At 65.1% G+C, this 14,878-nt stretch carries 10 protein-coding genes; 1 reads left to right on the forward strand and 9 read right to left on the reverse strand.

Annotation, left to right across the window (positions count from 1 at the left end; genetic code table 11):
* Positions 1–208: 208 nt before the first annotated feature.
* The gene (locus H7A76_RS02875; protein ID WP_185697108.1) at positions 209–946 is read left to right on the forward strand and encodes an ABC transporter substrate-binding protein; all 738 of its coding nucleotides are present in this window, start codon (positions 209–211) and stop codon (positions 944–946) included.
* Positions 947–993: 47 nt separating this feature from the next.
* Here H7A76_RS02875 and yccS read toward each other — a convergent pair whose 3' ends face one another.
* The 9 genes from yccS to betI all read right to left on the reverse strand — a co-directional run bounded on the left by yccS (position 994) and on the right by betI (position 14,704).
* On the reverse strand, positions 994–3,183 hold the full coding sequence (gene yccS / locus H7A76_RS02880; RefSeq protein WP_185697109.1) for a YccS family putative transporter: 2,190 nt from the start codon (positions 3,181–3,183) through the stop codon (positions 994–996).
* A gap of 142 nt (positions 3,184–3,325) precedes the next feature.
* The gene (locus H7A76_RS02885; RefSeq protein WP_185697110.1) at positions 3,326–4,504 is read right to left on the reverse strand and encodes an NAD(P)/FAD-dependent oxidoreductase; all 1,179 of its coding nucleotides are present in this window, start codon (positions 4,502–4,504) and stop codon (positions 3,326–3,328) included.
* Between the two features lie 149 nt (positions 4,505–4,653).
* A complete protein-coding gene (gene dbpA / locus H7A76_RS02890; protein WP_185697111.1) occupies positions 4,654–6,039 on the reverse strand; it encodes an ATP-dependent RNA helicase DbpA in 1,386 nt (461 codons plus the stop codon).
* 118 nt (positions 6,040–6,157) lie between these two features.
* Positions 6,158–7,585, reverse strand: coding sequence for a multidrug transporter subunit MdtD (gene mdtD, locus H7A76_RS02895; RefSeq protein WP_185697112.1), 1,428 nt, complete (start codon positions 7,583–7,585; stop codon positions 6,158–6,160).
* A gap of 74 nt (positions 7,586–7,659) precedes the next feature.
* Positions 7,660–8,997, reverse strand: a complete 1,338-nt coding sequence (locus tag H7A76_RS02900) for a TldD/PmbA family protein (RefSeq protein ID WP_185697113.1) — start codon at positions 8,995–8,997, stop codon at positions 7,660–7,662.
* The gene (locus H7A76_RS02905; RefSeq protein WP_185697114.1) at positions 8,997–10,439 is read right to left on the reverse strand and encodes a TldD/PmbA family protein; all 1,443 of its coding nucleotides are present in this window, start codon (positions 10,437–10,439) and stop codon (positions 8,997–8,999) included. The genes H7A76_RS02900 and H7A76_RS02905 overlap by 1 nt, the downstream gene beginning before the upstream one ends.
* A gap of 245 nt (positions 10,440–10,684) precedes the next feature.
* Positions 10,685–12,388 carry a choline dehydrogenase gene (betA, locus tag H7A76_RS02910; RefSeq protein ID WP_185697115.1) on the reverse strand — a complete coding sequence of 568 codons (1,704 nt, stop codon included), beginning with the start codon at positions 12,386–12,388 and terminating at the stop codon, positions 10,685–10,687.
* 143 nt (positions 12,389–12,531) lie between these two features.
* A complete protein-coding gene (gene betB / locus H7A76_RS02915; RefSeq protein WP_022641536.1) occupies positions 12,532–14,004 on the reverse strand; it encodes a betaine-aldehyde dehydrogenase in 1,473 nt (490 codons plus the stop codon).
* Positions 14,005–14,110: 106 nt separating this feature from the next.
* Positions 14,111–14,704, reverse strand: a complete 594-nt coding sequence (gene betI / locus H7A76_RS02920; protein ID WP_185697116.1) for a transcriptional regulator BetI — start codon at positions 14,702–14,704, stop codon at positions 14,111–14,113.
* Positions 14,705–14,878: the final 174 nt, after the last annotated feature.

Below are 14,878 nucleotides of genomic sequence, written 5' to 3' on the forward strand. Positions count from 1 at the left end.
CTGGCAGATGTATGGAGTTTGTTTCTGTGAGATGGGTCAAAATGCCATTACTCCGTTCACTGGCTTTTCCCTTCTTTGTGTAATCTGTTTTGCAAGTCCTGTGCATTGGCTGCGATGAGCTAAGGTTAGGACCTGGGTGGTCGCTGCATCGGCCCTCGAGTGTAGGCTGGAACGCGCTGGGCACTGTGCCCGCTAAGGATCTTCAAGCATGCTGCGATTGCATCGGGCTCTGGCTTTGATCGGATTGCTGTTGCTGGGCCAGGGCGCTTCTGCGGAGAAGCTGCGACTGGTCGCTGATGCCTGGCCCCCGTTTACCGACGCGACCCTGGTCAACGGCGGCGTGGCCACCGATATCGTCAGTACCGCTTTGGCCCGCGCCGGCTACGCCAGTGAATTCGAGCAAGTGCCCTGGGCCCGGGCCCTGTTGGGAATCGGCGAGGGGCGCTACGACGTGCTGGTCAACGCCTGGTACAACGATGAACGCACCCGGCTGGGGCAGTTCTCCGCCGAGTACCTGGTCAACCGTATCCGCTTCCTCAAGCGCAAGGACGCGCCCCTGGAGTACCACAACCTCAAGCAGTTGCATGAGCACCCGATTGCCGTGGTGCGCGGCTACGCCTATTCCTCTGAATTCGACAGCGACTCGGACTTGCAGAAGGTGCCGGTGCACAACTTCGCCATGGCCGTGCGCATGCTGGCGGCGGACCGGGTCAAGCTGACCCTGGAGGATGAATACGTCGCCCGCTACTACCTGGCCCGGGAGTCGCCCCGGGTGCGCAATGCGGTGGAGTTCCTGCCCAAGCCCTTGAGCGAGAACAGCCTGCATATCCTGGTGAGCCTGAAGAACCCCGAACATGCGCAGATCGTCGCCAGGTTCGATCGCGAGATTGCCGCCATGAAGGCCGATGGCAGCTACGCCCGGTTGTTGCGCCAGCACGGCATGTAGAAGGGGCAGGGCAAGCGTCGAGTGCCAAGCCAGGCTGTGGGTGCTCCTCAGGCTTGCGGCTGTGCTGTCCCTTTGATCAGGTGGGCCGCCAGGGTCCGCAACGGACCCAGCTGGCGGCAGATCAATCCCAGCTGGGTCTGCACTAGGCGCTGCTCTTCATCGATGTCGTCCGGCATCTGTTCCAGCTCGTTGGCCAGGGCTTCCTCGGTGTCGCTCTGGATGGCGATCGGGGTCCTGCTGGCCAGGCCCTGGGCGATCTCGTCGATACTGGCCGCCAGGCTGCTGCCGACACCGCCGATCAGCTGTTCGCGCACCTCTTCCGGCAGTTGGGTGCCACGGTGCGCGCCCAGGCCCGAGAGGTAGCTGAGCAGGGTGTGGGACAGCACCAGGAAGCGGAAGCCCACATCCGCTTCCTTACGAAAGTGCCCCGGTTCCATGAGCATGTTGGCCAGGGTGGTGGACAGCGCCGCGTCGGCGTTGTGGGCGTTGCGCCGAGCCAGGCGGTAGGCCAGGTCGTCGCTCTTGCCGGCGGCGTACTGCTGCATGATCTGGCGCAGGTAGATGCTGTTGCACGCCAGGGTGTTGGCCAGCACCTGGTTCAGGCGCCGGCCCTGCCAGTCCGGCAGGAACAGGAACACCGCGAGCCCGGCGATCAGGCTGCCCAGCAGGGTATCGAACAACCGTGGCAGGAACAGCCCGTAGCCGTCGCCCACCTGGTTGAAGCAGAACAGCACCATCAAGGTGATGGCGGCGGTGGCCAGGGTGTAGCGGGTGGCGCGGTTGGCGAAGAACACCACGCCGGCGGCAATGGCGAACAGCGACTGCACCAGCGGGTTGGGGAACAGGTCGAACAGCGCCCAGGCGATGGTCAGGCCGATGGCCGTGCCGATGATTCGCTGGCCCAGCTTGCGCCGGGTAGCGCCGTAGTTGGGCTGGCAGACGAACAGCGTGGTGAGGATGATCCAGTAGCCCTGGGACGGGTGGATCAGGTGCACCATGCCGTAGCCGATACTCAGCGCCAGGGGCAGGCGCAGGGCATGGCGGAACAACAGCGAAGTGGGTGTCAGCTGGGTGCGCAGGCGGGTCCAGACGTCCTTGAGGTTGCGCGGCGAGCGATCCAGCAGGCTGCTGTCGGTGGCATCGGCCAGTGCGTCGGGGTTGCTGGCATCGCTGAGCAGCCGGTCGAGGGTGCCGAGGTTGGCGGCCAGGGCCCGCAGCGAGCGCAAGAGCCCGCGCCAGGCCGGGTTGCTCTGGATGCGCAGGTGTTCCAGCGAGGCTTGCAGGTCGCTCAGGGCTTCGGCGAACCCGGAGTCGTAGACGAACGGCTGGCGCATCTGGATCGACTCCGCCAGGGCCCGGCAGGCCTTGCCCTGCTGGCGCAGCAGGCGCTGGCAGCGGAACAGCACGTCGCTGTGGAAGAAGGCGTCGGCCAGGGCGTTGTAGGGATAGTGCGAGGAACTGGCGCGTTCGTGGATGTCCTGGGCCAGGAAGTACAGCTTCAGGTAACGACTGACCTTCGACCCCGGGCGGCTGTTGCCGACCCGGTGCAGGATGATTTCCTTGGCGCTGTTGAGGGCGGCTACCACCTTGCCGTTTTGTCGGGCAAGTTCCAGGCGCCGGGCCTCCACGTCCAGCTGGCGGATCGGTTCGAACAACGAGGCCTTGAGCTTGAGGTAATAGCCCAGCTCGCGAAACAGCCGTGCCAGGCTCTGCTGCACCGGCTGGTTGGAGAACATCGCCTGCCACAGCACCGAGAGCAGGCCGTACCAGGCGGCGCCGGCCACCAGCAGCAGCGGCTCGTGCCAGAAGTCGAGCATTGCGCCGCCGCGCTGGTCGACGCCGATCATGGTGTAGACCGAGAGGATCAGGGTCGCCGAGGCGATGGCGCCATAGCGTTCTCCCAGGGCGCCGAGCATGGTCAGGCCGAAGCTGGCCAGGGCCAGGGCGATGGCGAAGACCCAGGGGTAGGGGAACAGCAACTCCACCGACAGCGCGGCGATGCTGAAGCACACCAGCGTCACCGCCAGGGCGTTGAGGCGGCCTTGCCAGCTGTCGTCGGTTTCCGCCAGGGCGCTGGCGATGACGCCGAGGAATAGCGGGATCAGCAGGCTCATCTCGTCCCGGTACCAGCACAGCGCCATGCTGCCGGTCAGGGCGATGAATACCCGCACGCTGTAGCTGAATTTATCCAGCGCCCAGAGGCGGCGCAGGGACTGGCGAAAAGAAGTCGATGGCATGGATTGGGAGGAGCCTTCCGGGCGATGCCGCTAAATTGAGCCAGTATTGACGACGGCGCAATGCCGCCGTCACATCCGCCAGCAAATTCTGTTCCCGACGATGCGGCTCCGCACCTGCCGGCGCCCTGCGCCGGCTCAGGCATCAGACGTACTGCGCCGCCGCGTAGCCCGAGGCCCAGGCCCACTGGAAGTTGAAACCGCCCAGGTGGCCGCTGACGTCCAGCACTTCGCCAATGAAATACAGCCCCGGGCTCTTCAGCGATTCCATGGTCTTGGATGAGACTTCGCGGGTGTCGACCCCGCCCAGGGTCACTTCGGCGGTGCGGTAGCCCTCGGTGCCCGCCGGCACCAGCTGCCAGTTGCCGAGCTTGTCGGCGACCTCCGCCAGCTCGCCGGGGGTGTACTGCTTCATCGGCTTGGAGATGAACCAGTGGTCGGCCAGCAGGCCAGCCATCTTCTTGGTGAAGATCTCCCCCAGCAGGGTCTTGAGCTCGCTGTTGGGGCGCTCGGCCTGTTGCTGGTGCAGCCAGCCCAGGGCGTCGTGCTCGGGCAGCAGGTTGATCTGGACGCTGTCGCCAGGCTGCCAGTACGAGGAAATCTGCAGGATCGCCGGGCCGCTGAGGCCACGGTGGGTGAACAGGATGTTCTCGCGAAAGCTCTGGCCGTTGCAGCTCACCAGGCAGTCCACCGAGGTTCCGGACAGTTCGCTGCACAGCTCCTTGAGCTGGTCGGTGATGGTGAAGGGCACCAGCCCGGCGCGGGTCGGCAGCAGCTCATGGCCGAACTGCCTGGCCACCTGGTAGCCGAAGCCGGTGGCGCCCAGGGTCGGGATCGACAGGCCGCCGGTGGCGATCACCAGGGACTGGCACCGCACCTGGCCCAGGGTGGTCTGCAGCAGGTAGCCCGACTCCAGTTTCTCGATCTGCTGGATCGAGGTGTCCAGGCGCAGCTCGACCCCGACCTGTTCGCATTCGGCCAGGAGCATGGCGAGGATATCGCTGGACTTGTTGTCGCAAAACAGCTGGCCGAGCTTCTTCTCGTGGTAGGGCACGCCATGCTTGGCCACCAGGCCGATGAAATCCCACTGGGTGTAGCGGGCCAGGGCCGACTTGCAGAAGTGTGGGTTCTGCGACAGGAAGTTGGCCGGCTCGGTGTACATGTTGGTGAAGTTGCAGCGTCCGCCACCGGACATCAGGATCTTCTTCCCGGCCTTGTTGGCATGGTCCAGCAACAGCACCTGGCGCCCACGGCCGGCGGCGGTCAGGGCGCACATCAAGCCGGCGGCGCCGGCGCCGATGATCACGACTTCGGTAGAGCGCAAAACGGTGTCCTCGAGAGTGCAGGCAAATAAACCTGTAGCCGCTGCCGAAGGCTGCGACAAGCCCGCAGGGGCTTCACGGCCTCAAGAGCGGCGCCTCCTTCGGAGAGGTTCGCAGCCTACGGCAGCGGCTACAGATCGAACGGGGTGGGTTACAGAATCCGTACGCGCAGCGAACGGCCCTTGATCTTGCCGCTGTTGAGGCGTTGCAGGGCCTGCTTGGCGATGCCACGCTCCACGGCCACGTAGGCCTGGAAGTCGAAGATCGCGATCTTGCCGACCTGGGCGCCGGGGATGCCGGCCTCGCCGGTCAGGGCGCCGAGGATATCGCCCGGCCGCACCTTGTCCTTGCGCCCGGCCGCGATGCACAGGGTGCTCATGGCCGGCAGCAGCGGGCCGCCGCCGCGGTTCTTCAGGCTATCGATCTGCTCCCAGTTCAACGGGGCCTTCTGCAGTTCCTCGATGGCCTGGGCGCGGTGGGCCTCGGACGGCGACACCAGGCTGACGGCCAGGCCTTTCTCGCCGGCGCGACCGGTACGGCCAACACGGTGGATATGGATTTCCGCGTCCCGGGCCAGCTCGACGTTGATCACCATGTCCAGGGCGTCGATATCCAGGCCCCGGGCGGCGACGTCGGTGGCCACCAGCACCGAGATGCTGCGGTTGGCGAACATCGCCAGCACCTGGTCGCGATCGCGCTGCTCCAGGTCACCGTGCAGGCCAGCGGCGGACATGCCCTTGGCGGTCAGGTGGTCGACGGTTTCCTGCACCTGCTGCTTGGTGAAGCAGAAGGCCACGCAAGACTGCGGGCGGAAATGGTCGAGTACCTTGACCACTGCGTCGATGCGATCCTGCGGGGCGATTTCGTAGAAGTGCTGCTCGATCTGGCTGTCGCTGTGCAGCGCCTCGACCTTGACCTGCTGCGGGTCGCGCATGAACTTGGCCGCCAACTTCTTGATCCCCGCCGGGTAGGTGGCGGAGAACAGCAGGGTCTGCCGGCGTGCCGGGGTCTGGCCGATGATGGCCTCGATCGCATCATGAAAGCCCATGTCGAGCATGCGGTCGGCTTCGTCGAGTACCAGGGTGTTGAGGCCGTCGAGTTTCAGCGTGCCCTTGTCCAGGTGCTGGGAAATGCGCCCCGGGGTGCCGACGATGATGTGGGCGCCATGCTCCAGCGAAGCGATCTGCGGGCCGAAGGGCACGCCGCCGCACAGGCTCAGGATCTTGATGTTGTCCTCGGCGCGGGCCAGGCGGCGCAGCTCCTTGGCGACCTGGTCGGCCAGCTCGCGGGTCGGGCACATCACCAGGGCCTGGCAGCCGAAGTAGCGCGGGTTGATCGGGTTGAGCAGGCCGATGCCGAAGGCCGCGGTCTTGCCGCTGCCGGTCTTGGCCTGGGCGATCAGGTCCAGGCCCTTGAGGATCACCGGCAAGCTTTGCGCCTGGATCGGCGTCATCTGGGCATACCCGAGGGAGTCGAGGTTGGCCAGCATGGCGGCGGACAGGGGCAAGGTATTAAAAGCGGTGGCGATGGTGGTCACGGGACGGGCCTGCAAAACAAAATGTCGCGCAGTGTATCAGCCCCGCTCCCCCTTCCTGCAATTTCTGGACGAAAAGTAGCCAGGACCTCCCAGGCTCATGTGGTAGGGGGATGGTCAATCAGTGCTCGATATGCTCCTGGACCTTGCGCGTCCTGCGGCCATCGCTGGGCGACAGCTGGAGGAAGATCGCCGCCGCCAGCATGGCCATGAGGCCCACGGTGAGGAAGGTCAGCTGGAAGGCACCGAGCACCGTGTCGCCGCCATCGCTGTCCATGGAGGCGGTGAAGCCGCCCAGCAGCGCCCCGGCGCAGGCCACCCCCAGGCTCAGGGACAGTTGCGCCACCACCGACAACAGGCTGTTGCCACTGCTGGCCGCGGCATCGTCGAGGTCGATCAGGGTCACGGTGTTCATCGCCGTGAACTGCAGCGAGTTGATCGCTCCCAGCACCGCCAGCATGCCCAGCAGCAGCGGGTAGGGCGTCTGCTCGCTGACCAGGCCCATGCTCGCCAGCATCAGGCCCAGGGCCAGGGTGTTGCCGGTGAGCACCAGGCGATAGCCCAGGCGCTCGATCAGTGGTCGGGCAATGGACTTGGCCAGCATCGCCGCAGCCGCCAGGGGCAGCATGCTCATCCCGGCCTGGGACGGCGAGTAGCCCAGGGCCACCTGCAGCAGCAAGGGCACCAGGAACGGCAGGGCGCCGCTGCCCAGGCGGGCGAACAGGTTGCCGAGGATGCCGACGGCGAAGGTCCGCACCTTGAACAGCGACGGGGCGAACAGCGGATCGGCGATATGCCCGGCACGCAACCAGTAGGCCGCCAGGCATGCCAGGCCGGCGAACAGCAGCAACATCACCCGCAAGTGCGGCAGGTGCAGTTCGCCCAGGCCTTCCATGGCGATGGTGATCAGCACCATCGCCGCGCCGAACAGCAGAAAGCCCAGGCCATCGAAGCGGGTGCGCTCGCTGCCGCGCAGGTCGGGGATGAAGCGCCACACCGCGTAGCAGCCGATGGCGCCCACCGGCAGGTTGATCAGGAAGATCCAGTGCCAGGTCAGGTACTGCACCATCCAGCCGCCCATGGTCGGGCCGATCAGCGGACCCAGCAGCCCGGGAATGGTGATGAAGCCCATGATCCGTACCAGTTCCGAACGCGGGTAGGCGCGCAGCACCACCAGCCTTCCCACCGGCAGCATCAGCGCGCCGCCCAGGCCCTGGATCACCCGGGCCGCCACCAGCATGCCCAGGGACCCGGAAAGGGCGCACAGCAGCGAGCCGACACTGAACAGCAAGATCGCGCCGAAGAAGATGTTGCGGGTGCCGAAGCGATCGGCGATCCAGCCCGAGGCCGGGATCAGCAGCGCCACGGTGAGCATGTAGGCGATGACCACGCCCTGCATGCGCAACGGGTCTTCGGCCAGGTCCCTGGCCATGGCCGGCAGCGCGGTATTGAGGATGGTGCCGTCCAGGGACTGCATGAAGAAGGCGATGGCCACTACCCACGGCAGCCAGCGGATAGTAGTGGCATCGAGTGGCGAACGTTCGGGCATGGGACCTCAACAACGACAGAGGTAAGTTGCAAGCTTCAAGTTGCAAGCTTGTGGCTTGCAACTCTAGGCCGATTCTACAAGGTTAGCGTCAGGCGGCTGACCAGTGCCCCGGGCAGATGCATCGACGCGGTCTGGCGCTGGCCGTAGGTGCTGGCCGAGAGCAACAGCTCGCGTTGCTCGGTGAGCGCCTCGAGCTGCGAGCCCAGCAGGCTGTAGACGCTGTCGTCGAAGCGCATGGTGCTCACCGGCGCCTGGATCTCGCCGTTTTCCACCCAGAAGGTGGCGAAGCGGGTCATGCCGGTCAGGCGCGCCGCAGGCAGGTCCGAGTAGTTCAGGTACCACAGGTTGCTGATGTACAGCCCAGTGCCCAATTGCCTGAGGATGTCCTGCTGGGCCAACTGGCCGGCGGCCATGTCCAGGGCGCTGGGGTATTCGCCGCTGCCGGCGCCGTTGGCGGTCAGGCCATATTCGGCGGCGCTGCGCGAGTTGATCAGGCGCGCCTCGGCGGCGCCACCGGCGATCAGCGCCAGGTCGCTGCGCGGGTAGCCTTCGTCGGAAAACGCCGGGCTCAGGGAGCCGCTGACCTGCTCGCGCACCGAGACCAGCGGGCTCAGGTTCGCATCACCGGCATAGAGTTTCTGCAGGGCGCTGTGCTTGCTGGCGATGGACTGGGCCGAGAACCCGCCCCAGGCCAGCATGCCCATGATCTCCTCCAGGGCCGCGGGGGCCAGGTAGGCGCGGTATTGGCCGGGGGCCAGGGTACGCAACGGCCGGCCGAGGAACTCCAGTTGCCGGCGGGCCTGGTCGAAGCGCTGGGCGAAGGCGTCGCTGTTCCAGGCGTGTCCGGCGTAGCTGGCCTTCACCGCCTCGCCATTGGCGTGGAACAGGCTGAAGTCGAAGTTGAAGCTGTTGGCCTGGTGCCAGCCGAAGGCCCCGCTGGAGCTGGCGAAACCACGGCTGATGGGACCAGCGGCATAGATGCCGACCAGATCCAGGCCTGCGGCGGCGCGACCGATTTCCTCCACCACCTGCTCGCTGCCTGGCAGCGGATGGCTTTGCTCATGCTGGGACTGCCAGTGGGTGTGGTTGAGCATCAGGTAAGGGTCGGCCGGCAGCAGCGGCAGGGTTTCACGCAGTTGTTGCAGGCCCTCGGCCAGGCGCTGGCGGTCCACCTCGGGATCGTTGGCCAAGGTGATGTCGAGGTCGGCGTGGCGGCCATCGTCGATCAGCTTGAAGGTCAGGCTGGCCTGCTGCACCTGCCCGGCCTGGCGTACCTTGGCATGGTTGAAGCGGATGAACTCCGAGGCTTCGGCAGCGTAGCTCAGGGTGAATTGTTCCGACCCGCGGATCTCGTCCTTGAGCCATTGCACCAGCGTCTTGAACGGCTGGGCCTGATTGGTCGCGCTGGTCATCAGGCATCTCCTCCGAATACGTCGATCTTGCTGAATACACAGGCTGGCGAGGCGTGGCCCACGCGGATCACCTGGTTGGGTTCGCCCTTGCCGCAGTTGGGCGTGCCCAGGACCTGGAAGGTGCCACGGTTGCCGACGGCGCTGAGGTTGCGCCAGAACTGCGCGGAAATGCCCCGGTAGTTGGGGTTCTTCACCACGCCCTTGAGTTCGCCGTTCTCGATCAACTGGCCCCATTCGCAGCCGAACTGGAACTTGTTGCGCGCGTCGTCGATGGACCAGGAGCGGTTGGTGGACATCAGGATGCCGTGCTCGATCCCGCCGATCAGCTGTTCCAGGGACTGCTCGCCAGGCTCGATGTTGAGGTTGGCCATGCGGTCGATGGGCGCGCGGTTCCAGCTGCTGGCGCGGCTGTTGGCAACGCCGTCCAGGCCGCTGCGGTACTGCGACAGGGCGCCGCCCAGGGGGCGTACCAGCAACCCTTCGCGGATCAGGAACTGCTTGCTGGCGGCGGTGCCTTCGTCGTCATGGCCATAGCTGGCCAGCTCCTCGGGGATGTCCGGGTCGAAGGTCACGTTGAGCAGCCGCGAGCCGTATTGCAGGTGGCCGAAGTCCGCCTGCTTGACGAAGCTGGTGCCGGCGTAGTTGCGCTCATCGCCCAGGATGCGGTCCAGCTCCAGGGGATGGCCGATGGACTCGTGGATCTGCAGCATCATCTGGTCCGGCATCAGCAGCAGGTCCCGCGGGCCTTGGGGCGTGTTGGGAGCCAGCAGCAGTTGCAGGGCCTGCTCGGCGATCCGGGGGGCGGCGCCCAGCAGGCCGCAGCGGCTGATCACGTCGCCGGCGCCCTGCTGGCCGAAATTCTCCCGGCCCAGGCTGCGGGTCTGGCTGTCGTTGCCGTCGTAGGCGGTGACGTCCAGGCCCGGGTAGACGAAGCGCTGGGCCTGGCGCAACTCGGCCCCGGCGCTGTTGAGGTAGATCTGCTCGACCTGGGTCACGCCGATGCCTACCTGCCAGTTCACCAGGCGCTCGTCCTTGGGCACCGAGGCCGATTCGTCGCCCAGCAGCTGGTAGCAATCGCTCAGGGACGGGAAGGGCTGCTCGAGATTGGGCGAGAAGTAATCGGCACGGTGGCTGGAGACCGGTTGTTCGCGCAGGTCCAGCAGGGCGTGGGCGGCGATCACCCGGGCTTGCCGTTCGGCGCGGTCCAGGGCCGCCTGCAGGCCGCCTGGCGACAGGTCGTTGGTGGCGGCATAGGCCTCCACGCCGGCGACTCGCACGGTCAGCATCGCGCCTTCGTCGCGGCCCAGCCTGGGCGGCTCGGCGACATTCTTGCGCACCGACAGGTATCGGTCGGACTCGCGCACGTAGCGCAGGGAAAAGAACTCGGCGCCCGTGCGCAAGGCAGCGAAGCGCTGCTTGAGCTGGGGGTGAAAGTCGAACATGAATGACCTCCTTGTGAAGAGCAGGGGCTTGCGGGTCTTATCGACGGCGGGCCGGCTCCTACAGGTATAGGTCGCGCAGGGCTCGGGATAAAGTCCGTGGAGCGTAGGGGATGCAGCGGATGGGCAGACTGTAGCCGTTGCCCGCGGCTGCGATCAAGGACGCGGTGGGTGCAGTGGAAAGGGGGGAAGAAGGCGGGGAAATCCAAGGGAATGGCGCCGGCCATTGCGGCCGGCGCCCATCATGCTTACTGCGCGTTCGCGGCTACGTCGCGTACCGGCTTGCCACGTACCGGGGCATCGCCGGCCACGTAGTAGGCAGCCTTGCTGCGCGGCAGCGGCTGGCGGCCACGGATCTTGTCGGCGATTTTCTCGGCCATCATGATCGTCGGCGCGTTGAGGTTGCCGGTGGTGATGATCGGCATGATCGAGGCATCCACCACACGCAGGCCCTGCATGCCGTGCACGCGACCCTGGCCATCGACCACGGCCATGTCGTCGGTGCCCATCTTGCACGAGCAGGATGGGTGGAACGCGGTCTCGGCGTGCTCGCGGATGAATTTGTCCAGCTGTTCATCGGTCTGCACTTCGATGCCCGGGCTGATCTCGCGGCCGCGGTAGGCGTCCAGTGCCGGCTGCTGCATGATTTCCCGGGTCAGGCGGATGCCATCGCGGAATTCCTGCCAGTCCTGCTCGGTGGCCATGTAGTTGAACAGGATGCTCGGGTGCTGGCGCGGGTCTTTGGACTTGACCTGGATCCGGCCGCGGCTTGGCGAACGCATGGAGCCCATGTGGGCCTGGAAGCCGTGTTCCTGCACACCGTTGGAGCCGTTGTAGTTAATAGCTACCGGCAGGAAGTGGTACTGGATGTTCGGCCATTCGAACTCTTCGCGAGTACGGATGAAACCACCGGCTTCGAACTGGTTGCTGGCGCCGATGCCGGTGCCCTTGAACAGCCACTGCGCACCGATGGCCGGCTGGTTCCACCACAGCAGCGATGGGTACAGCGAGACTGGCTGGGTGCACGCGTATTGCAGGTACAGCTCCAGGTGGTCCTGCAGGTTTTCGCCGACGCCCGGCAGGTCGTGGACCACCGGGATGTCCAGGCTTTCCAGCAGGGCGCGCGGGCCGACGCCGGAGCGTTGCAGCAGCTGTGGCGAAGCGATGGCGCCGGAACTGATGATGACTTCCTTGCGTGCACGGGCTTCCACGCGCTCCTCGGTGCTGCCTTGCAGGTAGCTCACGCCTACGGCGCGCTTGCCTTCGAACAGGACCTTGTCGGTCAGGGCGTGGGTGACGATGGTCAGGGTGGAGCGCTTCTTGGCTACGTCCAGGTAACCGCGGGCGGTGCTGGAGCGACGGCCTTCGGGAGTCACGGTGCGGTCCATCGGACCGAAGCCTTCCTGCTGGTAGCCGTTGAGGTCTTCTGTGCGTGGATAACCGGCTTGTACACCGGCCTCGACCATGGCGTGGAACAGCGGGTTGTTGCCAGCCTTGGGCGTGGTCACCCGTACCGGGCCTTCGCCACCGTGGTAGTCGTTAGGGCCGATGTCGCGGGTTTCGGCCTTGCGAAAGTACGGCAGGCAGTCCAGGTAGCTCCAGTCTTCCAGGCCCGGCAGCTTGGCCCAGCCGTCGTAGTCCATGGCGTTGCCGCGGATGTAGCACATGCCGTTGATCAGCGAGGAACCGCCCAGGCCCTTGCCACGGCCACATTCCATGCGGCGGCCGTTCATGTGTGGCTCTGGATCGGTCTCATAGGCCCAATTGTAGCGGCGGCCTTGCAGGGGGAACGCCAGGGCCGCAGGCATCTGGGTACGGAAGTCGAAACGATAGTCCGGGCCGCCGGCTTCCAGCAGCAGGACGGTGACGCCTTCGTCTTCGGTCAGACGGGTCGCCAGGGTGTTACCGGCAGAGCCGGCACCAACGATGATGTAGTCGAATTCTTGGGACATTGGAGCCTCCGTGGAGAGCTGCAAGCCTCAAGCTTCAAGCTGCAAGAGAAGGCAGCGAAGCGGGCTTGGCATTGAATGAGGGGCAGGCGGCAAGCCGTGCTAATGCCTTGGCTTGCCGCTGATAGCTAGCTACTTGCCGCTGCTCAGAATACTGAGCTGTAGTCGCCCAGCTCGACCTGCACCGACTTGATGCGGGTGAAGTTGTTCAGCGAGCTGATGCCGTTCTCGCGGCCCACGCCCGACTGCTTGTAGCCGCCGACTGGCATCTTGGCGTCGGACTCGCCCCAGGCGTTGATCCAGCAGATACCGGCTTCGAGCTGGTGGATGATGCGGTGGGCGCGGTTCAGGTCGCGGGTGACGATACCGGCGGCCAGGCCGAAGTCGGTGTCGTTGGCACGGCGGATCACTTCTTCTTCGGTCTCGTAGGTGAGGATGCTCATCACTGGGCCGAAGATTTCTTCACGGACGATGGTCATGTCGTCGGTGCAGTCGGTGAACACGGTCGGAGCGACGAAGGCGCCCTTGGCGAATTCGCCGTCGGTCAGGCGCTCGCCGCCGCACAGTACGCGGGCACCTTCTTCCTTGCCCTTGGCGATGTAGCCCAGCACGTTCTCCATGTGGGCGAAGCTCACCAGCGGACCGAAGTTGGTGTTCTCGTTCTCTGGGTTACCCACGCGGATGCGGGCAACGCGTTCGGCGATCTTGGCTTCGAAAGCAGCCTTCAGGTGGCTCGGTACGAACACGCGGGTGCCGTTGGTGCAAACCTGGCCGGAGCTGTAGAAGTTGGCCATCATCGCGGTGTCGGCGGCGCGATCCAGGTCGGCGTCGTCGCAGATGATCAGCGGCGACTTGCCGCCCAGTTCCATGGTCACTTCCTTGAGCGAGGAGCTCGAAGCGCTGGCCATGACCTTCTTGCCGGTGTCGGTGCCGCCGGTGAAGGAGACTTTCTCGATGCGCGGGTGCTCGGTCAGCCAGGTGCCGACTTCACGACCGCTGCCGGTCAGGACGTTGAACACGCCAGCCGGTACGCCAGCCTCGGTGTAGATCTCGGCCAGTTTCAGGGTGGTCAGCGAAGTCACTTCGCTCGGCTTGAAGATCATCGCGTTGCCAGCGGCCAGGGCCGGTGCGGATTTCCACAGGGCGATCTGGATCGGATAGTTCCAGGCACCGATGCCGGCGACCACGCCCAGTGGCTCGCGGCGGGTGTAGACGAAGGAAGTGTCGCGCAGCGGGATCTGCTCGCCTTCGATGGCCGGTACCAGGCCTGCGTAGTATTCCAGCACGTCGGCGCCGGTGACGATGTCGACGTACTTGGTCTCGGAGTAGGCCTTGCCGGTATCCAGGGTTTCCAGGGCGGCCAGCTCGTCGTTACGCTCACGCAGGATGTCCACGGCGCGACGCAGGATGCGCGAACGCTCCATGGCGGTCATGGCGGCCCAGATCTTCTGGCCTTTTTCGGCGCTGACCACGGCGCGTTCCACGTCTTCCTTGGTCGCACGTTGCACTTGTGCGAGAACTTCACCGTTGGCCGGGTTGATGGCATCGAAGGTGGCGTCGCTGCCGGCATCGGTGTAGCCGCCGTCGATGTAGAGTTTTTGCAGTTCAAAACGGGCCATAGTGTCCTCGCAAGTGCATTGAGTTATGGGCTTGGCCACCGGGCGTGTCCTTGGATTCGGGCACGCTGACCAGTGGCATGCAGAGGCCGAGCGTCTTGGTTGTGCTCTAGCGCTCCTGCTTAGCCAGTTGTAGATCCATGTATTCGTAAGCAATCCGTATCGCCTGGTCGGTGTCGAATGCATCACCCGACAGGGCGCCACGCAGCCACAAGCCGTCGATCAAGGCCGCCAGGCCGCGGGCTGCCTTGCGCGCATGGTAGAGCGGCAGGGCGCGGCGGAACTGGCAACACAGGTTGGAATACAAGCGGTGGTCGTTGATCCGCTGCAACCTGTGCAAATCGGGCTGGTGCATGCTGGAAGCCCAGAAGGCCAACCAGGTTTTCATTGCCGGGCCGTTCACCTGGCTGGCATCGAAGTTGCCCTCGATGATCACCTTCAGATGAGCGCGCGGGCTGTCGTCCGTCAGGGCCAGGCGACGTGCTCTGACGCCTTCGTTGAGCATGCTCATGATGTAACCCATCGTCGCTGCGATCAGGCCGTTCTTGTCCCGAAAGTAGTGACTGATGATGCCGTTCGACACTCCGGCCAAACGGGCGATCAGCGCAATGCTGGCGTCCCCCATCCCGACCTGGTCGACCGCTTGCAGCGTGGCTTCGATCAACTGCTGGCGGCGTATGGGTTGCATACCGACCTTGGGCATCTGCTACCTCTCCTTAGGCCCGCCGGCAGACGCATGACGGCTGTCGGCTTGCGGGCCAGTCTATTTTGTTTTGATTGAACGTTCAATCAACAAAGAATAAGATCTGCGACAAATCGTCGCTGCCTACGGATTCTTCCCGCATGTGGATGGCGGAAAACGACCTCCGAAAAAGAC

Source organism: Pseudomonas sp. MSSRFD41, assembly GCF_014230245.1.
Taxonomy (GTDB): Bacteria; Pseudomonadota; Gammaproteobacteria; order Pseudomonadales; family Pseudomonadaceae; genus Aquipseudomonas; species Aquipseudomonas piscis.

Coding starts and splice junctions, on each gene's coding strand:
- yccS (WP_185697109.1), bottom strand. CDS start 3,183: ATGCCATCGACTTCTTTTCGCCAGTCCCTGCGCCGCCTCTGGGCGCTG.
- betB (WP_022641536.1), bottom strand. CDS start 14,004: ATGGCCCGTTTTGAACTGCAAAAACTCTACATCGACGGCGGCTACACC.
- H7A76_RS02905 (WP_185697114.1), bottom strand. CDS start 10,439: ATGTTCGACTTTCACCCCCAGCTCAAGCAGCGCTTCGCTGCCTTGCGC.
- H7A76_RS02875 (WP_185697108.1), top strand. CDS start 209: ATGCTGCGATTGCATCGGGCTCTGGCTTTGATCGGATTGCTGTTGCTG.
- H7A76_RS02900 (WP_185697113.1), bottom strand. CDS start 8,997: ATGACCAGCGCGACCAATCAGGCCCAGCCGTTCAAGACGCTGGTGCAA.
- mdtD (WP_185697112.1), bottom strand. CDS start 7,585: ATGCCCGAACGTTCGCCACTCGATGCCACTACTATCCGCTGGCTGCCG.
- betA (WP_185697115.1), bottom strand. CDS start 12,388: ATGTCCCAAGAATTCGACTACATCATCGTTGGTGCCGGCTCTGCCGGT.
- betI (WP_185697116.1), bottom strand. CDS start 14,704: ATGCCCAAGGTCGGTATGCAACCCATACGCCGCCAGCAGTTGATCGAA.